This window comes from Lachnoclostridium sp. An14 (assembly GCF_002160755.1).
GTDB lineage: Bacteria > Bacillota > Clostridia > Lachnospirales > Lachnospiraceae > Lachnoclostridium_A.
In genome coordinates, this window is the sequence record NZ_NFLE01000042.1 from 1 (window position 1) to 26,983 (window position 26,983).

Genomic DNA, 26,983 nt, shown 5'->3' on the forward strand with positions numbered 1-26,983 from the left:
CTGGCGGTGGGACAATGTCAGGCGGGGAGTTTGACTGGGGCGGTCGCCTCCGAAAGGGTATCGGAGGCGCTCAAAGGTTCCCTCAGGATGGTTGGAAACCATCCAAAGAGTGCAAAGGCATAAGGGAGCTTGACTGCGAGACCGACGGGTCGAGCAGGTAGGAAACTAGGACTTAGTGATCCGGTGGTATAAAGTGGGATTGCCATCGCTCAACGGATAAAAGCTACCCTGGGGATAACAGGCTTATCACTCCCAAGAGTTCACATCGACGGAGTGGTTTGGCACCTCGATGTCGGCTCATCGCATCCTGGGGCTGTAGCAGGTCCCAAGGGTTGGGCTGTTCGCCCATTAAAGCGGTACGCGAGCTGGGTTCAGAACGTCGTGAGACAGTTCGGTCCCTATCCGGCGTGGGCGCAGGATATTTGAGAGGAGCTGTCCTTAGTACGAGAGGACCGGGATGGACCGACCACTGGTGTATCTGTTAGGTATCAGGCCTATGGCAGAGTAGCCAAGTCGGGACGGGATAAACGCTGAAGGCATCTAAGCGTGAAGCCCCCCTCAAGATGAGATATCCCATTCTGTTAAAGAAGTAAGACCCCTTGAAGACGACGAGGTAGATAGGGCAGAGGTGGAAGTGCGGTAACGTATGGAGCTGACTGTCACTAATCGGTCGAGGGCTTGACCAGGAAGTTGTGTTGGATGTGCGGTTTATTTGATGTGTGGTTTTGAGGGTACGTTTTAAACCTCAGTAGGGTATTCCTCCTTAGCTCAGTCGGTAGAGCATGCGGCTGTTAACCGCAGTGTCGTTGGTTCGAGTCCAACAGGGGGAGCTAAGAGCATGAGGCAATTTGAGAGGCAAGATTGCTCAATAAGGCCCCATGGTCAAGCGGTTAAGACATCGCCCTTTCACGGCGGTAACACGGGTTCGATTCCCGTTGGGGTCATTAAACCGGCTTACAACCATATATGGCGACGTAGCCAAGTGGTAAGGCGCGGGTCTGCAACACCCTTATCACCGGTTCAAATCCGGTCGTCGCCTCTAGGCGAGAACCTCAGAAACCTTGTAAAATCAAGGGTTCTGAGGTTTTTTCTTTGTGTAAAAAGTGCTTGCGCTTGCTTGCGTCACTATTTTGGCCACCTCAGAGGGGGATTACCCCAGGATTTGAGCCATCTTTGAGGCCGTTTCCTCCTCCGTGGAGAGGTTTTTGAGGTAGTGATGGGTCATGGTGAGTGTTGTATGGCCAAGTAACTTTTGCAGTTCTGTATCCTCCATACCGTTTTTATACATCAGGGATGCGGTCGTAAAACGGATTTTATGGGAGGGACGATATTCAATCCCCAGTTCCCGGCAGCATTTCTCCAACCGATGATTGAAAGTGCCCGTGGTCAGGGGGCGTCCATTTTGGAAGAAAATATATTCACTGTCTCCATTGAGGGTGCGCAGGTGATCCAGAATTTTCCTGGCGGTTGGGGTAAGGGGCATGGAGCGTTTGCCCTCACCGGCGTGTCCTTTTATATCGTCAATGACTTGATTTTTGTTATTGACAAACCGCTGTATAGAAATGGAATCTTTGTGAATATCACTCCATTTCAGACCTTTCAGCTCACCAATTCTTAGAACCAGGTGAAAGTCCAAACAGATCGCCAGGGAATAAAAGTCATCGGTATTCCCAGAAAGATGGTGGATGATCTGAAGGCGTTCTTCCGCGGTGTAAGGGTGCACTGTATGGTTTTCTGATTTGTAAGGAAACTGCCGGTAGTTAATATCACGAAGACAGTTGGAGGAAATAATATCCTTCTCAACAGCTAAATACATCATGCCATTGAGAATACTTTTAAGATTATTAAAGCGTTTGCGGGTTAATTCCCTGCCTTTGGTGATTGTCCGAAAATATTCGATAAAGATTTGAGCGGTCAGCTCCTTTAATGGAATCCGGGAAATCGCCGTATCTTTTAAGTAGGCATTCCAAAGGAACTGATCTTCTTTCATCGTTTTCTCGGAAGTACTGGTTTGAGTGGCGCGCCATTCCATCCAGATTTTGAAAAACGTTTCCAGAGTGGAATTGTTGATGCCGTAAAAGTGATCGTACAGTTTCTCAATCAGGCCGATATAGTTGTTGCTGCTGATGGGTTTTCGCTTTACTATAAGGTAGACTCGTTTGTCATCGGGCCGTACCTTTAGTTTGGTCAGATCGCATTTGATGCTGACGAGCTTTTCTTTTTCGCTAAATTTCATGATTTTCGCGCATACCGATGTGGTCATTCTACCATCGGGGCAGAAAATTTGCAAGATAGCGGGTGGTAAATCGGAATCGCTCAAAGGGCGGTGCGGCGGCATGGCCGCAAGGCACTTCGCGATTTCCAGATTGTGCTGTGCGTAAGGGCTGGCAGACATCGGCCGCACCTCCTTTCTCGATGGTATAATATATAGACAAAAGTCAGTGTTAATCTGTTATTTGAGTTAGCCGTAAGTAAGGGACATCAAACGGCGCCCCAGGGATTGAATCTGTTCCGCACAAATGTCACCTTCCGAGCTGGTTTGCGGGCTGTAAATGGAATTTTTCCAACAAGAGCTTTCCGAATTTTTCTCAATGGATTTTTCAACCAAAGCTTGAATTTGACAATCTAATTCAAAAACGTACACGGAACATTGAGTAAATTGCCCATCTTTATATTCCAGGTAATCGCCATAAACCATATTTGTTTTTCTCGTATTCTGATTTTCATGGCGTGGTGTTACCAAAAGTAAACGTTCTGAGCGGGCTTGCTTTAAAAATTCGGTCAAGCTGTGGTAAGGCGGTGCTATGCCACAGCACTTCAACTCCTCAAAAAAAACTTTGAACGCGATTTCCAATGCCGATTTTTTTACTATCAGCAGAGATTTGGGCGGTAATTCGGGCGGGTAGCCCATGATAAAGTGTGAGTTTTGGAGAAAAACTCCTGCATAGTGCCGATCGGAATCAATGCAAACGGTATGTCCGTATGTGTTGTAATACGGAGAGGCAAAATAAGCGGTCTGGGTCTTTTTATAGGTAAAAGTTCTCTCAGTGGCAGTGTGTATTGTCATTTTAAGGATCAGAGAATTAAGCAGCAAGCTGGCCCGTGTCTTAGAGTTTTGCTGTTGCTGAATTGCTTGAAGTTTTTTTATTACATCGACAAAATCGTCCAAAAGAGATTGGCCGGTCTCTGCGGTTATAGCCTGGCACGCAATACCAAATTGGACAAAAATTTTGAAAGCCCAAAAAAGAAGAAGAAAATTATCATAGCATCGCCCATCTCCGTCAAGCCGTGGTAGCACTTTAGAGAAACGCGTTTCTATTTCCTGAGTTAAAGGAATCAGGCCTCCAGTCTTGAAATTCTCGGCTAAAAACTTTATAAAGTGATAAAAACAGGTACGTACAAGCAAAGGATTTTCCTTAAAGTATCGAATCAGTTCACGGCGAGACTGGGTGTCCTGTTCAGAAAAAGGAATCTCAACCACACGGCTTTTCCACGAGTCAGGCATGGATGTTAAAGAACCGGATTCTCCCGTAATGACAGGCAGGAGTTTGCCGTCCTGGAAGGACTCACGGACAAAAGTGTCCAGTACGAAAAAAATCTTTTCGTTGATGCTGCTGGATGGTGAACGGCGAACATCATCGAGGAGAAAGGTTCCGTTTGCTAGGCCATTCGTGTAAGATTTCAATTTTTTTAAGCCCTCCTGTAAAATAAATGTATTTAGTGCGCCAAGATGAGAGCTGAAAATTTGGCCAAATAGCGATGCGCACATTGTTTTCCCGCTTTGAGGCGGACCGGTGAGCAAAAGTCCGGGTGCCGGATACGAAAGCCACGGCCTTAATGGTGATAAAAGGCTTAACGAAACGACTGCAAGGATAGGTGCGATCGAAAAGAATTGCCCTTTAGTTTGTGTTATGAGGCGTTGGAAGGCCACAGCCGCAGGCAGTTCAGAATCATAAAGCAGGTGGGCATTTTTGGTGCTGCAGTACAGATTGGAGTATGGGCCATCTGCTCTAATGCCAAAACCAGAAGTTATGAAAACCCAGTGGTTTTGAATTTCTTGCCATCCGGAGAAAGCGGCCACGTATTCTGTCGGAATCGAGGGCTCAAATTTAAGAAATTGAAAAATTTCCGACATAATAGCAAAAAATATTTTTTTTGAAGGACACTGAGATTCCAACCCAAAATGACATATGGTAAAAATTTCCTTCAAGTTCGATATGGAATCGGTCTCGTCGTAGATTAGCGGGATCGGCGTCCTTAATAATGTTGCGGGATCCAAAGACGCATCGGATGTACTGGAGATTGAGTTTTCTAATGGTGTAAGAAGATAGAAAACGCAGTCCAGAGATACCGACGGCTTGCTGTCAGCGGGGTTTTGGTGTATGATTTTCTTAACAGAATCAAGAACCAGCGGCAGAAACAAATGGTTTCGAACAAAAATGCCGGATGAGGTTAGGGAAATGCCGGATGGCAGTTGAAAAGTTTTCATTAAAAGTGCCTCCATTTCTTTTGATGCCATAATAGTACAACGAAACAAGGGGAAAAGGAGCGAAGGGTTCCGTGTGAAATTTTTTTTTGAAAGGAGAGTGTGGCATGGAGCAGTATACGAAAGCAAAGGATAAGAGTGATCTGATAAGTAGTATTTTAGAAGATTATCAAGAGTGGTTTGAGGTTATCTGGGAAAATATGATAGAAGGAAACTCGGATAAGGTAGCATTTTATATAAGACGTTTATGCTATCGCGTTTTTTTAGATGAGATTGAAAAAGAAATTTTAGAAATTGTAAATATAGATAAATTAGCGATGTTAGTGGGAGTTGAATGTCTGAGAATCAGTTGTCATTACAGTTTAGAATATGAGGAGTTTATCCGGGAAATTTTTCCGGAACTTAATGATAAGGATGTTAAAAAGACAGAGATAAATTTAAGAAAATATTTGTCAAGTAAAGGAAAACTGTTTGAGTATCAAGTAATGGCTTATAGAAAAAATCATAGTGAAAAGAGTAGAGCAAACCGAAATGGATTGCTGTATAAGCCGATTCCACTATTTGAGAAGTGCAGTACCGAATTTGATTTTTTGATGAGGAATACTTATGGAAAATCAACTAATCCGCTTATTCAGGAACGGGCGATGGAAAAGCTAAAAGAAGTCATTCCAGATCTTGATGAAGTGAAACTAAAGGATTTACAAAAACAATATTCAAGACTTAGACAGTATACATTAAGAGGGATAGAAGAAAAGGATACGGAAATGTATGTCCAGTTTTTGAATTATTGTAAAAATTATATTATCCGTTATGCAAAGCCCGAATGGTGTATACCAGAGATTATTTCATTGGAAACTAATCTTGAAGTTGATATGATATACAACGCTGTTTTGTATGCTGATTTAATAAATAATAACACCCAAAACTTATTTTCTATTATAGATGCCATAGCGTATGCGATTTGCTGTGCAGTTGCTATTGAGGATTCCTCTTATTTACCAGAGGAAAAATATAAACAGAACGAGACGTTTTGGAAGGGCGTTCTTAAACTAATTAAGGGGTTAGCTGCTGATGATGAAATACAGTTAGAGTTAGCGAATGATTACCAAGCAAAGTATATAATTGAGCGTTGGGATTACTTCTGTTTTCATGGAAAAGTTAGTCTTGATGCAGGGAAAGAATTATTAAAGAATAAATTTATTGAACCCTTAGAGAAAGAAAACGATAAGCAACTGTTATATGATTTTATATATGTCAGCGTATTGCTTTGCGACGGCCACATAAATGAGATAGAATGTAGGAGCTTGTCCTCAGTCGCAGAAAAACTGTTTTACTATCAGGATCAGATATTAGAATCGACAGATCGAGATGGAGATTTTGATATAAAGATTCCAAGGGATAATCTTCAAAATGCTTTAAAGAAAAACGGAATTAATGTAGATTTTACTGGTATGGAAACGCTCTATTCCAAAAATATTGGGAAATTCCTGAAAGAGTGCAAAAAACAACGTTATATTTTGCTTTATCAGCAGATCGAGAAAGCATTAAACGAAAATGCGGATAAACAAATCAATCATAAACGGATTGAGAATATCGCAGAAATGTATTTCAAGCGGATTAGTACACCTCCAAATACAAAGGAAAATGGAAAGTCCCCACATTTAAGGCAGCAGTTAAGGAATCGCAGCACTACGGACTTTTGGTATAATGAACTGTTTGAGTTGTTTTTTCCCAATGGCCAGGGAGGTGAAGGTATGGGAGAAACATTTTATGCTAGAAAGATCGAAATCATAAAAATAATAAAATCTGTTACGGGTATCGATATTTTTTCGCCGGTAGAACTAGCTAAAATCGGTAATTAAGTAGCGGACAAAAACTAAATAACCGGGATAGGGATATTTAAAGATAAAAAGGCGAACCATTGGGGAGGTTCGCCTTTTGTAATCTTAGAAGTTTGAAAGTATCTGCATCCTCTTTGAATCATAATCCGGCACAAATTGGCTGGGGACTTTCCAGTTTCTGGTTCCGGCCAGTTTGACAGCAGGGAGTGTTCCATTGCGAATCATGCGGTAAGCAGTGGAAGGGCTTATTTTTGTCAAATCACAAAATTCTTTTAAGGTAATATAATTCTGTAACATCATAAAAGTTCCTCCTGGTATTTTATTAAAAATTTGTTCTGGTGCTAGAGCATAAATGTGTATGATCGTTCAAATACGCCAAACAGCTGAATAAAAAGTCGGGCAAAAGAAGTCCGCTGATATATTTAATTTTTTGTTTGGCGTTTGACAGGTTATAGATGTGTATGACAGTGCAGGATCACGAGTGAATTGTGATGATTAGGAGCAACAGTTTAGTAACAATTAGTAGCCGGAGATAGAATCAAAATATGTGCAAGTTTTAAATGGAGTGGAAGGTGAGATTTTTGAGTAATTAGAATAAAAAATGTTTATTTTTGGGATTTTTTGCGTACTTGATATAGATAAAAAGGAGATGGAATACATGAACAAAAAGAAGGACTCAGACCGTAAGACACAGCGGATTGTACTTGTCATTACAGAAAATGACAAGAAGACCATATCAAAAAGGGCAAAAGACGCTGGATGTACAATCAGTGCATATTTGAGGAAGGCCGGAATGGGAGAAATCGTTTCGTTTGAAGATATAAAACCCTGGCTGGATGACATTGACAGGGTGAATGAGATTCTTCGGATAATTAAACGGAAAGGCGATCCGGAACTTCTGGAAGAAATTCTTGACCTTGTAAAAAGAAAGGAGAGGACATGAGTAAATCGCAAAAGAATATATTAGAGAAAAATGGGATATTAGTGAATCGAGCGAGGAAATCGTCGTACTGCCAGGAAGGTGACATCGGGAGAGTTGTGCGTTATGTGATCCGGCAGCGAGAGTTTGAGGATCGGGCGGACGAGCTTATTTCGTGGGGGGCCTGCGGCTTGCCGGAATGGGAAGATGCGGATGTAATTGTGGAGACATTTCGAGTTCCGCAGAGACAGTATAGAAGAAAAGGAGCTTTCGGAAGGTTTCTGGATCACGAGGTTTATGACTTTTCTCCCTTTGAGCAGACAGAGATGGAATCCCGCAATTTAGAAGTGGACGGCATAGGACGAGCCATGGCACGCAACATTTATCGAGAGGGTTTCCAGGTTCTGTATGCTGTGCATAGAAAAGCGGATTCAGGAGATTTGCACATCCATTTTGTGATTAATACTGTTAATTTTAAAACCGGGAAGAAACGCCATGAAAATAAGACGGCAGTAAGTGAACGGAGGAAAGCTTTCCATGAAATTGTGAATGAGGAGATCCGGAAGGCGCAGTCGAAGAAAAGAATTCTGGAAAAGGCATTTTCATAGTCGAAGAAAGCTGGTGCGCTGGAGAGGGTGTATCAATAAAAATAAGGCCTGCTCCCCGTGGCGGATGGTCTGGAAATAAGACGGTATCCTGTAGCGGTGGAAAGCAGGCCCCTTGTGTTTATTTTAATAAGGAAATAATTGTATTTTATGGGTAGAGAATTTGAATAATTTTTAAAATCTTTTCCTTCTGTTCAGGTGAGCAGGAGGACAGTTCTTTCAGGATCTCCTGGTCGATGGCATCTACTGCCTTGTACTCGTTTCGCAGGATATAATCAACGGATAGATTCAGGACATTGCAAATAGCAACCAGGGTGGTTAAGGAAACTTTTACCCGGTTGTTTTCGATGTTGCTGATATGGGAAACGTTGACGCCGATCCGATTAGCGACGTATTCCTGGGTGTAATGGTGTTGGATGCGGCTGTCACGGATGTTTTTACCGATGTCTTCAAAATTTAATTCCTGCATAATAATAAATTTATCCTTTTTTTCTATTGTAGTGGACGCATTTTCATATTATAATTACCTATAAGTATAAAAATATTAGTTTTAGAACAATAAAAGCAGCAAATTTGATGTATAGATGTTTAAAATAATATGTGCTGTAACGGCTAAAATAATAAGGGTGGTATTATGAGAACATATGAAATTGTGGGCGAAACAGTTTCCATTTCAACAGAGGTTGAGAATGAACGCTACATAAGAGTTGAAACAGACGATTTGATTGTTCAGGCAGTTAAGGCTCTTGATGCTTGGTATAGTTCGCAGGGAGATGTCATTAAAGCAAAGAAAAATATTGATAATATAATTATATCTACCCTTCTTCCTATCTGTAAGAAAGGCGTAAGCATACTGGCGGAGAACGGCATTTATTCTATTGACGAAAATATGTTTTTCAAGAAATATGTCGGATCTAGCTATGGAGACATTGATGATCTGCTGGACGAAGGAGTGGACAGAGTTCAGGAGATAGAGCAACAAAAACAGGCAGAAATTCGGTATCGCCAAGCAAGAAAAGACAGTCGAGGACGGGTTGTAGGAGGCGGATTCGGGCTGGGTGGAGCGGTTAAAGGAATGGCGACAGCAGGTGTAATTAATGCAACGACAGGAATGGGTCATTCTCTGATAAATGCTGTCGGAAATATGGGCACAAGTATGGCAGCAGGAGCCAGTAAAGCATCTGTTTATAGCGGTTTGAAGGGAGAGCTGCATGGGCTTTTTGTGGATGTTTGCTATTGTGTTCCCAGAGGAATTCGAGCTGAATTAGAAAAGATTAATATAAACTGTAAATATGTAACAGTTGGAGAGTATGATCAAGCGCAAGCGATTATTAAAAACTATAAAGAAGGAAGGATTCCGGAAGATCAAAAGAAAAAACAGATCGTTGCTGCATTACAATTAAATCCATATAGTATGTCTGTGTATGAATTAATCTGGAATGACTATGGAGATCCGAATGGCGACCTAAGTAAAATGTGTAAATACTTTGGTGGAGCCTTAGAGGAGTACATAAAACGTGTTAGTGAGCAGTATGGAGATGAGATATTCACTAAACATTGTGATGTATATGAAAAAGCTTTCGATAAAAAGCAGGTTGAGGTAGCCTGCGAAGAAAATATTCAGACTGCACTTGATACATTGGTGAGATATTGCGATGAACATGGGTTGTCTCAAGAGAGTATACCTCATATTCAAAGATGTAGGACAATACTGGAAGACATTGATAGAGATCTGAAAACAGCGCACGGTACAGTTTATGAGACACGTGAATTGGCTCAGGCAGTGAGAAAGGACTATCAATTATTTTATGGTGCGTTAAAAGACAGGAAGATTCTGGATGAGCAGGTATACGATGAAGTCAAAAGTCTAAATTTTGTGACTACGGAATTCAGGAACCAATTACGTGGCTTATATGAACGAGAACAAGAGAGGCGAAAACCGGAGAGGATAAAAAACAGTCTTGAGGAGCTTTTAGCACATAATCTGGAAGATGAAATTGTTTCTGGTGGATGGATCAATATAGGTGAGAAAGCTATGGAGCAGAAGTTGCCTGTCATAAAAACAGTGACTTCAATGCCAACCGAGGAAGTTCCGTTAGTGCTGATTGGCCGGTCGGATAATGGAAAGTCTGGTGTATTAATAACTAATCTGGCACTGAGAGTATACTCAAAGGGACTTTTGTTTACTGAGAATAAGAGCTACCCGATCGAGACGATTGAAGAAATAAAATGTATTGACGCAGACAAGTATTCGATCTTAATAAAAGATCAGGAGAGTGTCAATATTCCACTAAAGAGGGGGAAATTATCACCTGAAAATCAAATTGCATTGGGATACTTTATTAATAAGGCAACTCAAATGATCAACAATTTGTATTTTGAAGACAGACAACGACTGTATCGGATTTTGAACGCCGCTCATATCTGCGTGTGCGGTGAGTATCTACTTCCTGGTGAGACGATTTGCCCGTCATGTAGGAGAATGCTGACAGACAGCGGAGATTTTGTGGAAACGCAGGAATGTCCGGACTGTCATAGTCTAGTTTTAGTGGGAAAACGGTTTTGCTCGACCTGCGGTTATTCTTTTTGTGGAGAAATGAATGGTGGCAGTGTAAATGAGCTGATTACGGTAAATGAGGTTGTAGAGGACAACTGTTTGCAATCTCAGGATGCCGTTGTTCAGATAGAGGAAGATGGTAGTGGACAAGAGGAAGGAGTGGAACAGAAAGAGATACAAGAGAGTGAGTCCGCGCCAATAGAGTTTTTAAATTGTCCAAATTGCGGTTACCAGGTTCCTTTTGGAAAGAAATTTTGTTCCAGATGTGGTAGCCCTATACTGAAAAAGGAGGATAACAATAACTCTTTAGCCGGGATCAGATGCCGCAACTGTGGGAATTTGATTAAACCGGGAAAGAAATTTTGTACCGCTTGCGGGACGCCAATTAATGAAAAAGGAGAGCATGACAATGAGTAAAAAGTGTATACAATGTGGAGCAGAACTGGAAGATGAGGCAATGTTCTGCGATGAATGTGGAGCAAAGCAAATTGTAGAGCCCCCTAAAGCTCCAAAAGAGGATAAGCCAAAGCCTGAGAAAACAAAAGCTCCTAAACCTAAAAAGGAGAAAAAAGAAAAACCTGTGGATGAGGGTCCTAAAAATACTAAAGCGGGAGTGGCATCGCTCGTATTAGGAATTATCGCAGTCTGCACGGTGGGTGTATTTTTTATACCGCAGGTTCTGGGATTAGTTTTAGGTATTATTGCAGTTCAAAATAAAAATTCTAAGCACAATTTTGCTATTATTGGTATCGTTTTGTCAGTGGTATCATTCCTGTTATTTATTTTGATGTTTTATGTCGGATTACAAGTTGCTTAGGATATGTTTTTAGGAGGATCATTTTACGATGGAAATATTATTTGTTATTTGTACCATAATAGTCTGGGTAGTATATCACAAAGTGTTTAACGTAATGTATTTTGATCTGGGACGAGGCTGCCTTATGGAGTTAATGGGGTGTGCAGTTGCAGGATTTATTCTTACAGTCTTTATTTCACAGCTTTTTAGTTAGATACTACTGACCAGGGGAAAAGGGGAACGTACAGTGAAAACAAAAGGAAATATGAAAAGGATTGCAGGTCTAATTATAATTCCTATAATTCTATTGAGTGGATGTTCCAGTAGTGACACTGAATCTGTAGCAGAGGAAGTGACTGCGGAGACAACTACAACAGCAGCAGAGGAGACCTTGGAAACGGAAAAAGAAACAGACTATAGTGAATTAAAAAAATATATTGGAGAGTGGGAAGATTTATATAGCTTACGTTGTACAATGGATATTTCTGCGCTCAGTGAAGATCAGGTATCTATTTTCATTAGTTGGAGTGGCGGTGCGGATGAAAATGAAGAATGGAATATGACTGGAGTTTTTCAACCGGAAAGTGGAATAGTAGAGTATTCTGATTGTGTCCGCACGAAAGTTATTTATATGGATAATGGTGATGTTAGCAGTCAAGAAGTATATACAAACGGAACCGGAAAGATTTATATAGAAGATAACGGTTATCTATATTGGGAGGATGAAGTAGAAGGACAAGGTGAACAGTGCTATTTTTCGAAAATGGGCGCAGCGGAAACAACTACAGAGACGGGAAACTTTAATTTTTCGGAAGATGTAGATTGGGATGATGGGACTGGCTTAGAAGGTTTTTTACATAAAGGCGTTGACCCTTGGGGAGTTCCTTGGAAAGATTACAGATATACAGACTATGAAACTCTTTATAGATCAAACGGGCGGGATGAATCAAAGGAGTCATATAGAATAGTTATGTCCGGGTATGTAAGTCAGGCATTAAAGGATACAATCATTATCATGGTAAACTATAACGGAGATGACGATTATATGCAAGCTCTTATAAACTCAAGCGATGTCCCGGATCCACAAAGGGTAATAATACGTTTGCAAGATGATTATACGATTCCGTATGGGACTATGTATATGGAGGGAGATATTATTACTGTATATGGTGTGACTATAGGCAATGAGGAAATATCTACTGTTGGGGGCATGGCTATGAAACCAGGAATTTTAGCTTGCGACATCGTGTTAGAAGATGGAACTTTACCGGTAACACAGCTAAATGTAATGCACGCTTATAGAGAATAAATAAGAGTTCTGTCTTTTTTCCTATTTCAAATATATATTATCCCCTTGAATCACCACAATCAAATTCAAGGAGGTAACGAATATGTCAGCAAACGTAGAAACCATGTTTTACACCAGAGAGACTCCCTGGCATGGCCTGGGGACTAGGGTGGAGGAGGCGCCGGATTCGGGGGCGGCTCTGAGGCTTGCGGGGCTGGATTGGAAAGTCCTTCAGCAGCCGATTCAAACAGAGGACGGAAGAACGATCAAAGGATTCAAAGCGAATATCCGCGACCGGGATGGACGGGTTTTAGGAGTCGTGACAGACCGGTATAAGGTGGTACAGAATGAGGACGCCTTCGCCTTTACAGATGAACTGTTGGGCGAAGGCGTTTCTTATGAGACGGCCGGTTCCCTGCAAGAGGGACGAAGAACCTGGATCCTGGCGAAACTCCCTCAGCGCTATATGATCAGCGGGGACGAGATCGCGCCGTATCTGGTGTTTATGAATGCTCATGACGGCACCGGCGCGATCAAAGCAGCTATGACGCCGGTTCGGGTCGTGTGTCAGAATACGTTGAATTTGGCGTTAGCAACAGCAAAACGCAGCTGGGCGGCCCATCACACCGGGGATGTCAGGGAGAAGATGGAGGACGCAAGAAATACCCTTCTTTATGCCGGTCAATATATGGTGGAGCTGGGGAAGGTCATCGACCGGCTTAGCTTGCAGAAGGTGTCGGATCGCCAGGTGGCGGAGTATATTGACGCCCTGTTTCCCCTTTACGAGAATCCCACGTACCAGCAGAAGAAGAACCTGCTCCGTATGAAGGAGGAGATCCGGACACGGTTTTATGAGGCTCCGGATCTAAAGCACGTGGGAAAAAACGCGTATCGGTTTGTCAACGCGGTATCAGATTTTGCCACCCATGCAAAACCACTGCGGGAGAGCCGCAATCACAAAGAAAGCCTTTTTGCCAGAACGATAGAGGGAAATACCATGATTGACCGGGCATATGAGCTGGTCAGGGCGTCGGCATGAGGAGGGACTTAGAAAATGATGGGGAAAGGAAAAGAAGAAATGCAGTCGAAGGAGAGGCTAAAGGAACTATTGAAATATCCGAAACCGAAACAGAGGATCGGAATTGTTCATTTGAGTATCGTACAGGAGGAACGCTGCCTGTATGGAATGCGGTCGTTTACCAGTCCAGGGGATGCAGTCGAGATGCTGCGTCCCCTGTTTGCTTATGCGGATCGGGAGCTTGTCCTGGTTCTGTCCCTGAACGGGAAAAACGAGGCAATGGCTCTGGAGGTTGTGGCGGTAGGCGGGTTGAACGCCTGCTATACGGATGTGGGGAATATCTTTAAACACGCAATTTTAAATAACAGTGCAGGTGTAATATGTTTCCATAACCATCCATCCGGGGATCCGGAACCCAGCCGGGAGGATAAGCTGCTGACCAGGAGATTGGAACGGTGCGGGAAGATTCTGGGGATCGAGCTGGTGGATCATATTGTCCTGGGCGGAGACGGACGGTATTTCAGCTTTAAAAAAGAGGGATTTCTGCCGGGGTGCAGCAGAAGGGAGGAATTGGAATGCCGTTGATTATCATTGAGATTATCATTAAACTGTTTAGAAGATAGGAGGGGAAAAGGTGACAACTCAATTATCAGTGAAAGGTCTTTCCAAAGCGGAGTGGCTCAGGATGCGGAAAGAAGGAATCGGTGGTTCTGACGCCGGTGCGGTCTGTGGAATGAACCCTTACAGGAGCGCTATGGATGTATTCTGTGATAAGGTTTCTGCGGAGGTTGAGGAGACGGACAATGAGGCCATGCGCCAGGGGCGGGATCTGGAGGATTATGTAGCCCGCCGCTTTATGGAGGCTACGGGGCTTAAGGTGCGCCGGTCTAATGTGATGTACCGGAACCGGGAGTATCCGTTTATGTTGGCAGATGTAGACCGGCTGGTGGTGGGGGAAAGAGCTGGGCTGGAATGTAAGACAGCCAGCGCGTACAGCGCAGACAAATGGAAGGATGGGCGTATTCCGGCACATTATGAGATCCAATGTCATCATTATATGGCCGTGACGGGGCTGGATGCCTGGTATTTGGCAGTGGTGATTCTGGGGCGTGGGTTTCAGTATATAAAAATCGAGCGGGATGAGGAGTTAATCCGCAATCTGGTACAGATTGAAACGGATTTTTGGAATGATCATGTGCTGGCAGGAGTGATGCCGGAACCGGACGGCTCCAGAGCCTGTGAGGAGATCCTGCGGCAGTATTATCCCGCGGCAAATCGGGAGACCCTCCAACTGCCGCCGTTATTCAATGAACGGTTGGAGCGAAGGGAGAGTTTGCTGGAGATGATCGAGCGCTTTCAGGCGGAGCAGCGGCAGATCGAGCAGGAGATCAAGCTGTATATGAAGGATGGGCAGGAGGCTGTCAACGACCGGTATCGGGTGACCTGGAGCGATGTGGAAAGTGCGCGCCTGGATGTCAGACGGTTAAAAGAGGAAAAGCCGGAGGTTTATCAGGAGTTTGCGAAAAAGACCAGTTCCCGCCGGTTTACGGTGCGGGCGGCATAGAAGAAACGGAAACAAGGAGGCAGGCGGATTTGTCAGGGAGGGACACCGCCTGCCTTTTCCCTTTTGGAGAGGAGAATGACCATGACAGATGTAAAGCAGGAATTGGAGCGCAAAGTTGGGAAACAGGATTCGACGGCGGTCAGGCTGACGAAGAACATGAGTATTCCGGATATGATAAAAGCGTTGGAGCCAGAGATCCGCCGGGCGTTGCCGGCGGTGCTGACGCCGGAGCGGTTTTTGCGTATGGCCCTGTCAGCGGTGAACAATACACCGAAACTGGCAGAATGTACTCCCATGTCCTTTATCGCCGCGATGATGAATGCGGCACAGTTGGGATTGGAACCGAATACACCGCTGGGGCAGGCATATCTGATTCCGTATAAGAACAAGAATCAACTGGAGTGTCAGTTTCAAATTGGCTATAAGGGGATCATTGATCTGGCGTACCGTACGGGGCAGATGCAGATGATCCAGGCTCATGCGGTACATGAGTTCGACGATTTTGAGTACGAGTATGGGCTGAATCCCAAACTTATCCATCGGCCAGGAGACGGAAACCGGGGAGAAATCACGTATTTCTACGGTTTATTTAAGCTGGTAAACGGCGGATTCGGCTTTGAGGTGATGAATCGGGAGGCGATGGAGGCCTTTGCGCAGCAGTATTCTCAATCTTATGGATCACAGTACAGTCCATGGGTGAAAAATTTTGAGGATATGGCAAAGAAAACGGTCATAAAGAAGGCGTTAAAGTACGGGCCGGTTAAGGCGGAGTTTCAAAAAGCCATATCCATGGATGAGACGATAAAAACAGAGATTGCCGTGGATATGACGGAGGTACAGAACGAGGAATCAGAATGAGAGGAGTACAGGATGAAGATCGAGCAGATGATTCTTGCATATGCGGAGCGGCTGATGGGGAGTGAGTGTGCTGGGGAGGCAGACTCGGAAGGCGTTCTGCCGGAAGATCTCCGGGAGATCGTGGAGGAGACGGTCAGCTATCGGGTGGAGATGATTTTGGAAAAGCGACTTCCGAACAATGAAGATTCGGAGGATCTGGAACAGCTGGTGTTGGATAAGGTTTCGGAGGATCTGCGGCGTGAGGTGGAGGAACTGCTGGAACGGGGGATCAGCCGGGCGGCTATTGAGCAGCAAGTGATTTACAAGGAGGCGTTCCTGGATGGATTTCGCCTTGGGAGTCAGGTATTTCGCCGGTAAAAGCCGATGCGGAAAGGAGGAATTGGATAAGATGACAGGAGAGCAGGCAAGTAAGAGGGAATGGATCGCGTATGAGGCGGTGAAGGAGAGGCTGGCATTTCGGCTTATTCCTCAGAGAGGGAACGAGAGACTTCTGGAGATAGCGGCGCATATTAGGTTTTTAGATCTGGCGATTCTGTTTTACTTTACTTTAGAGGCAGAGGATAGAAGATACGCAATGATTACCATTGGAAGGGAGCAGATGGAGGCGTGGAATATGGAGCCGGAGGAATTGTTTCAGACAGCAAGAAGAAACTGCCGCCGGAATATGCCGCCGGAGTTTGGCCTGCTCTGGGAGCAAATTGCGAAAATGACAGGCTCCAGGGCGGTTCCAGAGGCCATCTCGCCGATTTACATTTTGAGCAATGCAGACTTATTTTACGGAGCGGCTTGTATACTTTATGAGGGCGTGTTGCGGGAAATAGCGTTGCAGCTGGGATCGGATTTGCTTATTCTGCCGTCCAGCGTGCATGAGGTGCTGATTGTTCCCGATGAAAGCGAGTGGGAGAAATCGGAGTTGGAGTGGATGGTACGGGGAATTAACCGGGAGGTGGTGGCAGAGGAAGACAGGCTGTCAGATCAAATTTATCGCTATTCGCTAAAGACCGGGCAATTAGAAGGAATTGACGGTCAGCCGGGAGTTCCTCTTGATAAGGGACAACAGAGATCGGATGAAATCGCCTGAATAGTAGATTGGGGCCGGGAGTCTGGAAACGGATTTCCGGCCCCCTTTTCAGGTGTTTGTCGTTTAGGAGGATCCGTCAGGGGATTCGGAGAATGAAGATACTCAATGAATAAAAAGAAGGAGATATGACTGTATGGTAAAGCAGGGGACGTTATTTTATGATAAGGCAAGCGGCCGCTATAATTTCTATTACGAATCAGATGGGGAGATGCGGGACTATGGAGGAATCCACTGTGGAGAGGTATTTGAGTTTAAGTTAAATGATGTCTGGGTGCCAGCCAGGATAGAGATGAGCGGAGACTGGTATTTGGTAGGCTTGCCGGGGCTTTTGATGGAAGGGCTGCCGGTGAGGACACTGCGGTAAAGGGGGACTCTTTGCGGAAAAAAGTAGAAACTTTTTAGTGGGTATGATAGAATTTAGATAGAGGAGGATGAGGCAGTGAATATTGACACAACCATAGCAAAAAATATCCATGTTGCAGGTGATAAGGCCAGATATGATGCTGTGTGCAAACGGCTGCTTTCTGAGAAGATCATCTTGGCATGGATTATGAAGAACTGCCTGGAAGAATTTCGTGATTGTGATGTAAAGGAAATCGCAGAAAAATATATTGAGGGAGAGCCAAGTGTGGCCGGTGTGCCGGTGCATCCGGATGAGGAGGGAATACAGCAGGCACCCATGATTACCGGAGTGGGAACGGAAGATGTGACCATGACGGAAGGGAAGGTCACTTATGATATTCGGTTTAAGGCGTCAGTTCCCGTTTCTGGAGAACGGATCCAGTTGATTATCAATATTGAGGCTCAGAATAAATTCTATCCGGGTTATCCGTTGATTAAGCGGGCGCTTTACTATTGCAGCCGTATGGTATCTTCCCAATATGGAAAAGAGTTTACGGATCCCCATTATGAGAAGATCAAGAAGGTTTACAGTATCTGGATCTGTATGGATCCGCCGAAGAATCGAGAAAACAGCATAACAAGGTACTATATTAATGAAGAAAATCTGGTTGGCAGTGTCAATGAGGAGAGAAGTCACTATGATCTGCTGTCTGCTGTCATGATATGTCTCGGAAACGCGGATAAGAGTGCCGGGACAGATGTCTTGCGGTTGCTGGATGTACTTCTGTCCGCAGACACAAAACCAGATGAGAAATGCCGTATATTGGAACAGGATTTTTCCATCGAGATGACGCAGGAATTGGAAAGTGAGGTGTCGCTTATGTGTAATCTGAGTGAAGGCGTTGAGCAGAGAGGGATAGAGAAAGGACTTCAGCAGGGACTCCAGCAGGGACTTCAGCAAGGACTTCAGCAGGGCCGTCAGGAAGGTCGTCAGGAAGGAAAAATTTATGGACTCATTGAGGCGTACAGAGATGAAAATGTCCCGGAAGAAGAAATTGTCTCCCGTATTCAGAAGAAGTTTGGGATGACGGAGGAGGAAGTAAAGGACTATCTGTAATAAAAAGAAGAAAAAAGCGGAAATACAAGGGGTGTTGCAAAATCATCTAGGCTGATTTTGCAGCACCCTCATGCAGATAAGAGTGCCGGGGCAGGAGTTTTGCGGTTGCTGGATGTACTTTCTGTCCGCAGACACGAAACCGGATGAAAAATGCCGCATATTGGAACAGGATTTTTCCATCGAGATGACACAGGAATTGGAAAGTGAGGTGTCGCTTATGTGTAATCTGAGTGAAGGCGTTGAGCAGAGAGGGATAGAGAGAGGACTTCAGCAAGGACTTCAGCAGGGTCGTCAGGAAGGCCGTCAGGAAGGGAAAATTTATGGACTCATTGAGGCGTACAGAGATGAAAGCGTCCCGGAAGAAGAAATTGTCTCCCGTCTTCAGAAGAAGTTTGGGATGACAGAGGAAGAAATCCAGAAGTATTTGTAATTAAAATAAGGAAATTGCGATCATGTGCAAAGCTACGGAAGATATGTGAAATCAGGCAGTGAAAGACAGCATGATGGAAGTAGCGGTTCGGTTGTTATCCGGCGGCACGTTGACACCTGAAAAATTGCTGAATATGTTGGCTTTCCTCTTGAAAAAGTGGAAAAACTGAAAACAGATAAATGTACATAAAGAATAGGCAATGGCCGGGAACGTAAAGCAGGTTCCTGGCCATTGTCATATTCTTTTACATTGTAGTACTGATATTTTGCGCTGCGGAGAGTGAATTTTTTCTTGTCAATATACCCTTTTTAATAGCAAAAATAAAAATGCAGAATGATACAAACAATTTAGAGCCTGGGAGGCGGGAAATTCTTTACTATATGGAAAAAACGGCTATAATGATAACATGGGCGGCAGATGCGAAGGAAATTCCTGCCGGTTGGTTTAAGAGAAAGAAAGGTTCGGTATTCTTATGGTGAATGGAAATGGAGGATTTTTTACAAAGGAGATAGAGTTGGCGCGGGATGTTCAGGCGGCGTTGGCTGATTGGAAACGGAAACGGCATAACTCTGTTCTACAGGTAGAAGGCCCCAGACAGGTGGGTAAGACCCACGAGGTCAGGAAGTTTGCCAGGGATAATTATCAGCAGGTGATTTATGTCAATTTGGTTCGGGACGAGTACGGATTTGAGGATTTGCTTTCGGAGAGGCAGTTTTTGGATCGGTACTGCGAAAGGGCGGGCCTTGGTTCATTTCGCAATGATGAAACCACCATTTTGATTATTGACGAGATTCAGGAGAGACGGGAAGTTTATAATGCGATTCGGGATATTCGGGAAAGATGTGCCTGTGACATCATTGTCAGCGGGAGCTATCTGGCGCGAACGGTAAATTCCAGGGACTTTTTTCTTCCGGCGGGGATTGCGTACTTAAGAATGATGCCGTTGTCCTTCCGGGAGTTCTGCCGCAGTCTGGATTTGGAGGAAACCCTTCTTGGTTTGGATCCTTATGGACAGTCGGCCAGGGAAGATTATGAGAGGCTGGGAAAGGCCTATGAGGTCTACCGGCAGATCGGCGGGTATCCGGAAGTTGTGACCACGTATCTGCGGACTGGGAGCGTGGAGGAGTGCATGGATGTGCTGGAAAATCTGGTGAGGACGTTTACCGCGGAATCCAGCCGGTTCTTTTCCAACAGCACGGCACACAGTATTTTCAGCGAGGTATACCGCGCAGTGATGGTTCAGATGGCAGAAGAAAAAAAGGGAACCGGGAAGGCGTTTTTGGAATTCGTGACAAATTTTGTCAAGGATTCTATAAAGGAGCCGGTGAGCCGCAACGAGGTGCGGGCAGCGTCCTCATGGCTGCTCTATTCCGGCGTGATCGGGTACTGCGATTTGTATAACAATGGAGATGTGACGGATGTGGTCGCGGATCGCAGGGCGTATTTTTCAGATCCGGGAATCGCCAACTATATTTCCAGTCTGGTTACGCTCCCCAGAGACGCAAGAGAGGGAATGCTGACAGAGACTTTTGCCTATACGGAATTGAACCGCCTGTACATGGCGCAGGCCAGCAGACGGCAGGTGAGGGGAGATAAGCCCTGTTTTTCCATATGCGGGGACTATGAACTGGATTTTGTGGTGGTGGATAAAGAAGACCGGCGGTTTGGCATTGAGGTAAAAAGCAGTGATAATCGTGCCAGATCTTTGGTATATTATAAGGAAAAGGGACTGGTGGATACGGCGATCCGTGCGGTGCCTGCGATGGGCGGCCGTGGGGAGCGATATGTGACAATCCCCATTTACATGATCGGATGCCGGTTCCCGTATGAATTCTAGGGGAGAGAGGGGGACGGCTGCCGTTTTGAGGGGCAGCCGTGTTCCTCCTGTCCGTGGCCGGTGGGAGGCTGTTATGTACAAAACAGTCTGTTTTCCCCGTCCGGTAGGCAGCCCGCCGGGTTATTCAGACTTTGTTTGCCTGCTTGCGTAAGTGCTTGCGCAAACTTGGGCGGTATGCGCAAACCTCCTTTCTATGCGGTTTTTTGGGACATTTACCAGTTCAAATCCGGTCGTCGCCTCTAGGCGAAAACCTCAGAAACCTTGTAAAATCAAGAGTTCTGAGGTTTTTTCTTTTTTTTACCTTTTTTTACCCCCCCCAAAAATCATGCCTTCCAAGCATTCCTGGAGATGATTAGCAGGTATTAGACATCGGAAAACAGTTGAATTACAATAAAGGTGTTCCCAAAAGGATTTTCTGGCGGGAGCGCCTTTTTCTATTATTTTTGTGATAAATTGCAGATCAGGATTTGAGGTGATACGGTATGACGATGCAGGAGGCCAGCGAGCGGTACTGCATTCCCGTGGAGGTGCTGCGGGAGTATGAGAGATGGGGACTGTGCGGGGTGGTCAAGACGGTGATGGGAGTCTGGCAGTACGATGACGAAGATATTGAGCGGCTGAGTATGATCATGACCCTTCATGACATTGGATTTGACAACGAGCAGGTGGAGAGGTATATGCGGCTGATGCTGGAGGAGAGAAATTCGGAAGAAAAGCGGATGCGGATGCTGGAGCTGCTGCGGGACAGCACGTTGGATGAAATTCACGTTAAGCAGAAACAGTTGGACCGGATGGACTATCTGAGGTATAAGCTCCAGCAGGAGAAAGAGCGGCAGAGCAGAGAAAAATAAAAAAGGAGGAGAGGACAATGAGGAAAAGATTTGTGATCAGCTTTTTGGCAGGCTGTACGATGACGGTGTTGGCGGCTTGTTCCCCTGGGGAGCAGGCGGAGCCGGCTGTGACGGAAACTGCCCAGGAATCCGTGGAAACGGAGAACAGCGGGGAGACAGAGACGGAGGAAACAGCTGCGGAGCCCGGGGAAATGGACGAAACTCCGGGGGCAGGCGGAGATGCGCTGGTGGTATATTTCTCCTGGTCTGGAAATACACGGTCTGTGGCGGAGGAGATTGAGGCGCAGACGGGAGCGGATGTATTTGAAATCGTTCCGGCGGAGCCTTACACCGACGACTATGATACATTGCTGGAGATCGCCCAGGAGGAGCAGGCGGCGGAGGCCAGGCCGGAAATCGCGGACAGCGTGGAGAATTGGGAGGATTATGAGGTTATTTATCTGGGATACCCCAACTGGTGGGGCGATATGCCGATGATTCTCTACAGCTTTTTGGACAGCTACGATTTATCCGGAAAGACGGTTGCTCCCTTTGTCACCAGCGGTGGAAGTGGATTTTCCGGAACCATTGGGACGATAGAGAGCCTGGAGCCGGGAGCGGAGGTGCTGGAGGGCCTGTCCCTGGGCAGTTCCCAGGCGGCACAGCCGGAGGAGGCTGTAGCGCAGTGGCTGGAGGAGCTTGGCCTGAATTGACAGGGGGCGGCAGTTGAAAAGAACTTGATATTTTTCAACTGTTGTATATTTGGAAACTGGTTCAAGAGAGTCTAATTTTAATTAAGAACAGAAAAGGAGAGTGCGATTATGAGCAAGGCAGAAAACAACACGAAGAAATTTCCGGCAGTTGCCCTTGGGACCTGGTCCTGGGGCGTGGGGGCCGTGGGAGGCGATCAGGTATTTGGGAACCATCTGGGAACGGACGAGTTAAAGCCGGTGTTTGAACGGGCCATGGAGGAAGGACTGAATCTGTGGGACAGTGCTGTGGTGTACGGAATGGGAGCCTCGGAGGAGATCCTTGGAAACTTTACGAAGGATTATCCCAGGGAAAACGTGATCATTTCCACCAAGTTCACACCGCAGATCGCAGGGGACGGGGCCGATCCAGTGGCGGAGATGTGTGATTCGAGCTTACAGCGGTTTCACGCGGATTATATTGACATTTACTGGATTCACAATCCGGCGGATGTGGAAACGTGGACGCCGTTTCTGGCTCCTCTTGTAAAGAGCGGCAAGGTAAAACAGGTGGGAGTTTCCAATCACAATCTGGCGCAGATCAAACGGGCGGAGGAAATTCTCGCGAAGGACGGCATTCGCCTGGCGGCGGTGCAGAACCATTACAGCCTGCTGTACCGTTCTTCCGAGCGGGCGGGGATTCTGGATTACTGTAAAGAAAAGGGAATTGCCTTTTTCGCGTATATGGTGCTGGAACAGGGGGCGCTGAGCGGAAAGTACGGCACGGCCCATCCCCTTCCGGCGGGGAGCCAGAGGGCGGAGACCTACAATCCGATCCTGCCTCAGCTGGAAGTGCTGACGGAGGAAATGAGGGCCATGGGAGCGGAACACAACGAGTCTGTTTCCCAGATTGCCATGGCGTGGGCGGTGGCAAAGGGGGCCATTCCCTTAATCGGAGTGACGAAACCGTCCCATGTGACGGAGGCGGCGGCAGCGGCAAAAATCCAGCTGAGCGCGGCGGAGATGGAAAAGCTGGAGGCGCTGGCTGCGGCGGCCGGAGTGGATACGAGGGGTTCCTGGGAAAATCCCATGGAACAGTAAGAATTCATTGGAAACTGTAAATCAAGGCCTTTTTCAGAGGAAGACGCGGACAGGAGAACGATCGCCTATGAACGGAAAAGTGAAAATAAAAATACTGGTGGATCTGATGATGACGGTGGCACTGTTTCTCCTGATGGGATACCAGTTTTGGGGAGAAAGAGCTCACGAGTGGGCGGGGGCGGCCATGCTGGCGCTGTTTCTGTTTCACAATTTTCTGAATCGGAGCTGGTACAGGGCGGTGGGACAGGGAGCGTATTCGCCCTTTCGGGTGTTTCAGACCGCTGTCAACGCTTTGGCTTTTCTTGCCATGGGCCTGCAGATGTACAGCGGGATTGTGATGTCCCGGTATGTGTTTGATTTTCTGCCTGTAGAGGGCGGAATGGCGGCTGCCAGGAGGCTGCACATTCTGGGGGCTTACTGGGGGTTTCTGCTCATGAGCGTCCATCTGGGGATGCACTGGAATTACGTGCTGGGGATGGTGTCGAACCTGTGCGGAAAAGGAAACGGGCGGGATGGCCGCCGCTTCCCGGCACTGGTGCCGGCGGTAGCCGGTGCCCTGGTCGCGTTTCGCGGGTTTCTGGTGTTTGTGGAACGGGATTTTCTGACATATATGTTTTTGCGGAGCGAATTTGTATTTTTGGATTACGGAGAGCCGAAAATCCTGTTTTACGCGGATTATCTTTCTTTGATGGGACTTTGTGTTTTCCTGTCCCACTATCTGTCCAAATGGCTGAAAAAGATGGGGAAACAGAGGAGAGGAGGCGTAGGATGAAAAAAGGAATTGCCCTGCTTCTGGCGGCCTGTATGGCACTTTCGGCCTGCGGTGCCGCCGGGCGGTCAGAGACCGGGGAAACGGCGCGGATAGAACAGAGCCAGGAGGTGGAAACGCAGACTGGAGAAAACCGGGACGGAGAGAGAACGTCCGGGGAAACCGCGGAAAGAGCGCCTGGGCAGGAACAGGAGACGGAAAAAATTCTCATCGCTTACTTTACCTGGGCAGACAACACGCAGGTGGAAGACCCGTCCGCGGTGGATGTGGACGCCACCACCTCGGCCAGTGTGTTGCCGCCGGGTAATACGGCGAAACTGGCGGAATGGATCCAGGAGAGAGTGGGCGGAGATCTGTTTTCCATTGTGACGGAGGAGCCGTATTCCAGCGATTATGACCAGTGTCTGGAGCGGGCGGCGGACGAGAAAGCGGAGGACGCAAGGCCGGCGCTGACAGGCCGTGTGGAACATATGGAACAGTATGACACGGTTTTTCTGGGGTATCCCAACTGGTGGTACACCGTCCCCATGCCGGTTCTCACGTTTCTGGAGGCGTACGATTTTTCCGGAAAGACCGTCGTGCCGTTCTGTGCCCACGGAACGGGAGGGCTGGCAGGGAGTGTTGAGGCCATTGAAGACGCTCTGCCGGAGAGCGCCAGGCTTTTGGAGCCGGTGGGCGTTTACCGCCCGGATGTGGATTTTGCCCAGCCGGTGATTGATCAGTGGCTGGATGGGCTTGGTTATGGAGCTGAGAGTGCAGAAGGACAGGTTCCTTAAATAAACGGAGGAGGAAACCGGATGAAGAAAAGAATCACGAGCCTGTTGGCATTGGCGGCCTTTGCCGTTTTGTGCGCCGCCTGTTCCCGGACGGCGGGGGAGACGCCTGCGCCCCAGGGAGGGCAGATTCCGGCGGCGGAGTCGGAGGAAAATCACGCAGGGCAGGTGGCCTCGTCGGGGCCTGGAGAGACGGAAAACGCGGGAGGCCAATCGTTATCCCAGGGAGAGGGAACTGCTTTGGAGGCGGAAAATGTGCAGGAACCTTCCGCAGTATATATGACAGAGGACATCAGCTCCGAGGGACTAATGAAGGTTTATGAGGCCCTGGAGGCGGAGCCGGCGGGCCGGGTGGCGGTCAAGCTTTCCACCGGAGAGCCGGGCAGCAATTATCTGCGGACGGAGCTGATCGGCGATCTGGTTCAGTCTCTGGACGCGGCCATTGTGGAGTGCAATACGGCATACGGCGGTTCCCGCGCCAGCACGGCCATGCACTATCAGGTGGCGGAGGATCACGGCTATACAGCCATCGCGGATGTGGACATTATGGATGAGGAAGGCTCCATGACGCTGCCGGTGACAGGCGGCCGGAATCTGACGGAAAATTATGTGGGCGCCCATTTTGCGAATTACGACTACTATGTGATTTTATCCCATTTTAAAGGTCACGCCATGGCTGGCTACGGCGGCGCCATCAAAAACATATCCATTGGAATCGCCTCGGCGGAAGGGAAAAATCACATCCATACGGCTGGCAAGGGCGGCAGTATGTGGAGCGCGCCCCAGGATCCGTTTCTGGAGTCCATGGCTGAGGCTGGGAAGTCGGTGGCGGACGCTTTAGACGGGCGGATTCTTTACATCAATGTGATGAACCGCCTGAGTGTGGACTGCGACTGCGACGGCAGCCCGGCGGAGCCGGATATGCACGACATCGGGATTCTGGCGTCTTACGATCCGGTGGCGGTGGATCAGGCCTGTGTGGATCTGGTATATGAGGCGGAAGACGGGGCGTCCCTGGTAAACCGGATTGAGTCCCGCAACGGCCTTCACACCCTGGAGCACGGGGCGGAAATCGGGCTGGGAAACAGGGAGTATGAGCTCATAAGCCTGGATGAATAGGAGAACGGTGAGAATATGGGCGATGTGATCCGCCGCGAGGCAGTCTATCTCTGGTATTATTTCAGCGTTCAGCTGGAGCAGATTTTTGTTTATTGGGTGCTGGGAATGGTGATCGGCTCTTTGGTATCCGTATTTTTTAAGGAACGGATTTACGGGCTGATGATGGCGCTAAACCGGGGGCGCCTGGGCGGAATTGCGGGGATCGCTGCCGCCAGCGCCCTGGGAATCGCGTCGCCCCTTTGTATGTACGGGACGGTTCCCATCGCCGCCTCCTTTTCCAGGGGAGGCATGAAGGATGAGTGGCTGGGAGCGTTTATGATGAGCTCCATTCTGCTCAATCCTCAGCTGGTGGTGTACAGCGTGAGCCTGGGAGCCGCCGCGGTGACGGTCCGCCTTATTTCCTGCTTTCTGTGCGGAATGGCGGCAGGAATCGGCATCCGGCTCTTTTTTGGAAATAAGGGCTTTTTCCGGTTTGACAGCTTTGATGGACCGAAAAGCCGGGATACGGATCCCAATGGGTTTCGCCGTTTTGGGAAAAATCTGGGCCGGAATGTGAAGGCCACAGGGCCCTGGTTCCTGCTTGGAGTTTTGCTCTCGGCCCTGTTTCAGCGGTATGTGCCGGCGGATTTGATGACGGCCCTGTTTGGAGGAAATGAGGCGTTTGGGGTGCTGATGGCGGCGACAGTGGGCGTTCCCCTCTATGTCTGCGGAGGCGGAACCATTCCCCTTTTGCAGGCCTGGCTGCAGGACGGTATGAGCATGGGCTCCGCGGCGTCGTTTATGATCACCGGCCCGGCCACGAAAATCACCAATCTGGGGGCACTGAAGATTGTGCTGGGAGTGAGGCGGTTTGTCCTTTATCTGGTGTTTGTCATGGTGTTTTCCTTGGTGTGCGGGCTGGCGGTGAATCTGGCGGTTTAGGGTACGGCGTCAGGGAAAGGGGCTGTCTGGGCCGGATTTGGG

The 26,983-nt window shown here is 47.1% G+C and carries 27 protein-coding genes, 3 tRNA genes and 1 rRNA gene; 27 read left to right on the forward strand and 4 right to left on the reverse strand.

Annotated elements, in window-relative coordinates:
* The 4 genes from B5E84_RS17270 to B5E84_RS17285 all read left to right on the forward strand — a co-directional run.
* A 23S ribosomal RNA gene (locus tag B5E84_RS17270) occupies positions 1-686 on the forward strand; the annotation flags it as partial.
* A gap of 71 nt (positions 687-757) precedes the next feature.
* Positions 758-830 (forward strand) — tRNA-Asn (locus B5E84_RS17275).
* A 42-nt stretch (positions 831-872) separates the two neighbouring features.
* Positions 873-944: transfer RNA gene (locus B5E84_RS17280), tRNA-Glu, on the forward strand.
* 24 nt (positions 945-968) lie between these two features.
* A tRNA-Cys gene (locus B5E84_RS17285) sits at positions 969-1,039 on the forward strand.
* Between the two features lie 111 nt (positions 1,040-1,150).
* On the opposite strand, the gene B5E84_RS17290 is transcribed toward B5E84_RS17285, so the two are convergent.
* Together B5E84_RS17290 and B5E84_RS17295 are read right to left on the reverse strand one after the other, a co-directional pair.
* Positions 1,151-2,395 carry a tyrosine-type recombinase/integrase gene (locus tag B5E84_RS17290; protein ID WP_087225224.1) on the reverse strand — a complete coding sequence of 415 codons (1,245 nt, stop codon included), beginning with the start codon at positions 2,393-2,395 and terminating at the stop codon, positions 1,151-1,153.
* A 66-nt stretch (positions 2,396-2,461) separates the two neighbouring features.
* The gene (locus B5E84_RS17295; protein WP_087225227.1) at positions 2,462-4,489 is read right to left on the reverse strand and encodes a hypothetical protein; all 2,028 of its coding nucleotides are present in this window, start codon (positions 4,487-4,489) and stop codon (positions 2,462-2,464) included.
* Positions 4,490-4,593: 104 nt separating this feature from the next.
* Between B5E84_RS17295 and B5E84_RS17300 the strand changes: the two genes are divergently transcribed.
* Positions 4,594-6,348: a tellurite resistance TerB family protein gene (locus B5E84_RS17300; protein WP_087225230.1), complete on the forward strand. Its 1,755-nt coding sequence runs from the start codon at positions 4,594-4,596 to the stop codon at positions 6,346-6,348.
* A gap of 84 nt (positions 6,349-6,432) precedes the next feature.
* On the opposite strand, the gene B5E84_RS17305 is transcribed toward B5E84_RS17300, so the two are convergent.
* The gene (locus tag B5E84_RS17305) at positions 6,433-6,627 is read right to left on the reverse strand and encodes a helix-turn-helix transcriptional regulator (protein WP_242963425.1); all 195 of its coding nucleotides are present in this window, start codon (positions 6,625-6,627) and stop codon (positions 6,433-6,435) included.
* 358 nt (positions 6,628-6,985) lie between these two features.
* Between B5E84_RS17305 and B5E84_RS17310 the strand changes: the two genes are divergently transcribed.
* Together B5E84_RS17310 and B5E84_RS17315 are read left to right on the forward strand one after the other, a co-directional pair.
* Entirely contained in the window at positions 6,986-7,270 is a 285-nt protein-coding gene (locus tag B5E84_RS17310; protein ID WP_087225233.1) for a plasmid mobilization protein, read from the forward strand.
* Positions 7,267-7,854, forward strand: coding sequence for a relaxase/mobilization nuclease domain-containing protein (locus B5E84_RS17315; protein ID WP_087225235.1), 588 nt, complete (start codon positions 7,267-7,269; stop codon positions 7,852-7,854). The genes B5E84_RS17310 and B5E84_RS17315 overlap by 4 nt, the downstream gene beginning before the upstream one ends.
* Positions 7,855-7,999: 145 nt before the next feature.
* On the opposite strand, the gene B5E84_RS17320 is transcribed toward B5E84_RS17315, so the two are convergent.
* Positions 8,000-8,320 (reverse strand): helix-turn-helix domain-containing protein, encoded by a 321-nt coding sequence (locus B5E84_RS17320; protein ID WP_087225237.1) that lies wholly within the window; start codon positions 8,318-8,320, stop codon positions 8,000-8,002.
* A gap of 165 nt (positions 8,321-8,485) precedes the next feature.
* Between B5E84_RS17320 and B5E84_RS17325 the strand changes: the two genes are divergently transcribed.
* The 20 genes from B5E84_RS17325 to B5E84_RS17420 all read left to right on the forward strand — a co-directional run bounded on the left by B5E84_RS17325 (position 8,486) and on the right by B5E84_RS17420 (position 26,941).
* Complete coding sequence (locus tag B5E84_RS17325; RefSeq protein ID WP_087225240.1) at positions 8,486-10,825, forward strand: zinc ribbon domain-containing protein; 2,340 nt, start codon at positions 8,486-8,488, stop codon at positions 10,823-10,825.
* The gene (locus tag B5E84_RS17330; RefSeq protein ID WP_162612887.1) at positions 10,818-11,225 is read left to right on the forward strand and encodes a DUF4190 domain-containing protein; all 408 of its coding nucleotides are present in this window, start codon (positions 10,818-10,820) and stop codon (positions 11,223-11,225) included. Before B5E84_RS17325 ends, B5E84_RS17330 begins: the two co-directional genes overlap by 8 nt.
* Before the next feature lie 226 nt (positions 11,226-11,451).
* Positions 11,452-12,513 (forward strand): hypothetical protein, encoded by a 1,062-nt coding sequence (locus B5E84_RS17335; protein WP_087225246.1) that lies wholly within the window; start codon positions 11,452-11,454, stop codon positions 12,511-12,513.
* An 82-nt stretch (positions 12,514-12,595) separates the two neighbouring features.
* Complete coding sequence (locus B5E84_RS17340) at positions 12,596-13,531, forward strand: DUF932 domain-containing protein (RefSeq protein ID WP_087225249.1); 936 nt, start codon at positions 12,596-12,598, stop codon at positions 13,529-13,531.
* A 15-nt stretch (positions 13,532-13,546) separates the two neighbouring features.
* Positions 13,547-14,095, forward strand: a complete 549-nt coding sequence (locus B5E84_RS17345; protein ID WP_242963426.1) for a JAB domain-containing protein — start codon at positions 13,547-13,549, stop codon at positions 14,093-14,095.
* A 49-nt stretch (positions 14,096-14,144) separates the two neighbouring features.
* Positions 14,145-15,074 carry a YqaJ viral recombinase family nuclease gene (locus tag B5E84_RS17350; RefSeq protein WP_087225252.1) on the forward strand — a complete coding sequence of 310 codons (930 nt, stop codon included), beginning with the start codon at positions 14,145-14,147 and terminating at the stop codon, positions 15,072-15,074.
* 81 nt (positions 15,075-15,155) lie between these two features.
* The gene (locus tag B5E84_RS17355) at positions 15,156-15,932 is read left to right on the forward strand and encodes a recombinase RecT (protein WP_087225255.1); all 777 of its coding nucleotides are present in this window, start codon (positions 15,156-15,158) and stop codon (positions 15,930-15,932) included.
* Between the two features lie 12 nt (positions 15,933-15,944).
* Positions 15,945-16,289: a hypothetical protein gene (locus B5E84_RS17360; RefSeq protein WP_087225258.1), complete on the forward strand. Its 345-nt coding sequence runs from the start codon at positions 15,945-15,947 to the stop codon at positions 16,287-16,289.
* Positions 16,290-16,320: 31 nt separating this feature from the next.
* Entirely contained in the window at positions 16,321-17,013 is a 693-nt protein-coding gene (locus tag B5E84_RS17365) for a DUF5688 family protein (protein ID WP_143469263.1), read from the forward strand.
* A 133-nt stretch (positions 17,014-17,146) separates the two neighbouring features.
* A complete protein-coding gene (locus B5E84_RS17370) occupies positions 17,147-17,377 on the forward strand; it encodes a DUF5348 domain-containing protein (protein ID WP_087225264.1) in 231 nt (76 codons plus the stop codon).
* 75 nt (positions 17,378-17,452) lie between these two features.
* Complete coding sequence (locus B5E84_RS17375; RefSeq protein WP_087225267.1) at positions 17,453-18,472, forward strand: hypothetical protein; 1,020 nt, start codon at positions 17,453-17,455, stop codon at positions 18,470-18,472.
* Positions 18,473-18,656: 184 nt separating this feature from the next.
* Complete coding sequence (locus B5E84_RS17380) at positions 18,657-18,902, forward strand: hypothetical protein (protein WP_143469264.1); 246 nt, start codon at positions 18,657-18,659, stop codon at positions 18,900-18,902.
* A gap of 514 nt (positions 18,903-19,416) precedes the next feature.
* On the forward strand, positions 19,417-20,739 hold the full coding sequence (locus B5E84_RS17385) for an ATP-binding protein (protein ID WP_162612888.1): 1,323 nt from the start codon (positions 19,417-19,419) through the stop codon (positions 20,737-20,739).
* A gap of 482 nt (positions 20,740-21,221) precedes the next feature.
* Positions 21,222-21,590: a MerR family transcriptional regulator gene (locus B5E84_RS17390; RefSeq protein WP_087225276.1), complete on the forward strand. Its 369-nt coding sequence runs from the start codon at positions 21,222-21,224 to the stop codon at positions 21,588-21,590.
* Positions 21,591-21,607: 17 nt separating this feature from the next.
* Positions 21,608-22,282: a flavodoxin gene (locus B5E84_RS17395; protein WP_087225279.1), complete on the forward strand. Its 675-nt coding sequence runs from the start codon at positions 21,608-21,610 to the stop codon at positions 22,280-22,282.
* 108 nt (positions 22,283-22,390) lie between these two features.
* Positions 22,391-23,359, forward strand: a complete 969-nt coding sequence (locus B5E84_RS17400) for an aldo/keto reductase (RefSeq protein WP_087225282.1) — start codon at positions 22,391-22,393, stop codon at positions 23,357-23,359.
* A gap of 67 nt (positions 23,360-23,426) precedes the next feature.
* Complete coding sequence (locus tag B5E84_RS17405; RefSeq protein ID WP_087225285.1) at positions 23,427-24,131, forward strand: DUF4405 domain-containing protein; 705 nt, start codon at positions 23,427-23,429, stop codon at positions 24,129-24,131.
* Positions 24,128-24,904: a flavodoxin gene (locus B5E84_RS17410; protein WP_087225289.1), complete on the forward strand. Its 777-nt coding sequence runs from the start codon at positions 24,128-24,130 to the stop codon at positions 24,902-24,904. The genes B5E84_RS17405 and B5E84_RS17410 overlap by 4 nt, the downstream gene beginning before the upstream one ends.
* Before the next feature lie 276 nt (positions 24,905-25,180).
* Positions 25,181-26,020: a DUF362 domain-containing protein gene (locus B5E84_RS17415; RefSeq protein ID WP_334293421.1), complete on the forward strand. Its 840-nt coding sequence runs from the start codon at positions 25,181-25,183 to the stop codon at positions 26,018-26,020.
* A 15-nt stretch (positions 26,021-26,035) separates the two neighbouring features.
* Complete coding sequence (locus tag B5E84_RS17420; RefSeq protein WP_087225295.1) at positions 26,036-26,941, forward strand: permease; 906 nt, start codon at positions 26,036-26,038, stop codon at positions 26,939-26,941.
* Positions 26,942-26,983: the final 42 nt, after the last annotated feature.

Excerpts from the sequence above, each read along its gene's own strand:
- B5E84_RS17290 (WP_087225224.1), bottom strand. The coding sequence starts at position 2,395 with ATGTCTGCCAGCCCTTACGCACAGCACAATCTGGAAATCGCGAAGTGC.
- B5E84_RS17295 (WP_087225227.1), bottom strand. The coding sequence starts at position 4,489 with ATGAAAACTTTTCAACTGCCATCCGGCATTTCCCTAACCTCATCCGGC.
- B5E84_RS17300 (WP_087225230.1), top strand. The coding sequence starts at position 4,594 with ATGGAGCAGTATACGAAAGCAAAGGATAAGAGTGATCTGATAAGTAGT.
- B5E84_RS17305 (WP_242963425.1), bottom strand. The coding sequence starts at position 6,627 with ATGATGTTACAGAATTATATTACCTTAAAAGAATTTTGTGATTTGACA.
- B5E84_RS17310 (WP_087225233.1), top strand. The coding sequence starts at position 6,986 with ATGAACAAAAAGAAGGACTCAGACCGTAAGACACAGCGGATTGTACTT.
- B5E84_RS17315 (WP_087225235.1), top strand. The coding sequence starts at position 7,267 with ATGAGTAAATCGCAAAAGAATATATTAGAGAAAAATGGGATATTAGTG.
- B5E84_RS17320 (WP_087225237.1), bottom strand. The coding sequence starts at position 8,320 with ATGCAGGAATTAAATTTTGAAGACATCGGTAAAAACATCCGTGACAGC.
- B5E84_RS17325 (WP_087225240.1), top strand. The coding sequence starts at position 8,486 with ATGAGAACATATGAAATTGTGGGCGAAACAGTTTCCATTTCAACAGAG.
- B5E84_RS17330 (WP_162612887.1), top strand. The coding sequence starts at position 10,818 with ATGAGTAAAAAGTGTATACAATGTGGAGCAGAACTGGAAGATGAGGCA.
- B5E84_RS17340 (WP_087225249.1), top strand. The coding sequence starts at position 12,596 with ATGTCAGCAAACGTAGAAACCATGTTTTACACCAGAGAGACTCCCTGG.
- B5E84_RS17345 (WP_242963426.1), top strand. The coding sequence starts at position 13,547 with ATGATGGGGAAAGGAAAAGAAGAAATGCAGTCGAAGGAGAGGCTAAAG.
- B5E84_RS17355 (WP_087225255.1), top strand. The coding sequence starts at position 15,156 with ATGACAGATGTAAAGCAGGAATTGGAGCGCAAAGTTGGGAAACAGGAT.
- B5E84_RS17360 (WP_087225258.1), top strand. The coding sequence starts at position 15,945 with ATGAAGATCGAGCAGATGATTCTTGCATATGCGGAGCGGCTGATGGGG.
- B5E84_RS17365 (WP_143469263.1), top strand. The coding sequence starts at position 16,321 with ATGACAGGAGAGCAGGCAAGTAAGAGGGAATGGATCGCGTATGAGGCG.
- B5E84_RS17370 (WP_087225264.1), top strand. The coding sequence starts at position 17,147 with ATGGTAAAGCAGGGGACGTTATTTTATGATAAGGCAAGCGGCCGCTAT.
- B5E84_RS17380 (WP_143469264.1), top strand. The coding sequence starts at position 18,657 with ATGACACAGGAATTGGAAAGTGAGGTGTCGCTTATGTGTAATCTGAGT.
- B5E84_RS17390 (WP_087225276.1), top strand. The coding sequence starts at position 21,222 with ATGACGATGCAGGAGGCCAGCGAGCGGTACTGCATTCCCGTGGAGGTG.
- B5E84_RS17395 (WP_087225279.1), top strand. The coding sequence starts at position 21,608 with ATGAGGAAAAGATTTGTGATCAGCTTTTTGGCAGGCTGTACGATGACG.
- B5E84_RS17400 (WP_087225282.1), top strand. The coding sequence starts at position 22,391 with ATGAGCAAGGCAGAAAACAACACGAAGAAATTTCCGGCAGTTGCCCTT.
- B5E84_RS17405 (WP_087225285.1), top strand. The coding sequence starts at position 23,427 with ATGAACGGAAAAGTGAAAATAAAAATACTGGTGGATCTGATGATGACG.
- B5E84_RS17410 (WP_087225289.1), top strand. The coding sequence starts at position 24,128 with ATGAAAAAAGGAATTGCCCTGCTTCTGGCGGCCTGTATGGCACTTTCG.
- B5E84_RS17415 (WP_334293421.1), top strand. The coding sequence starts at position 25,181 with ATGACAGAGGACATCAGCTCCGAGGGACTAATGAAGGTTTATGAGGCC.
- B5E84_RS17420 (WP_087225295.1), top strand. The coding sequence starts at position 26,036 with ATGGGCGATGTGATCCGCCGCGAGGCAGTCTATCTCTGGTATTATTTC.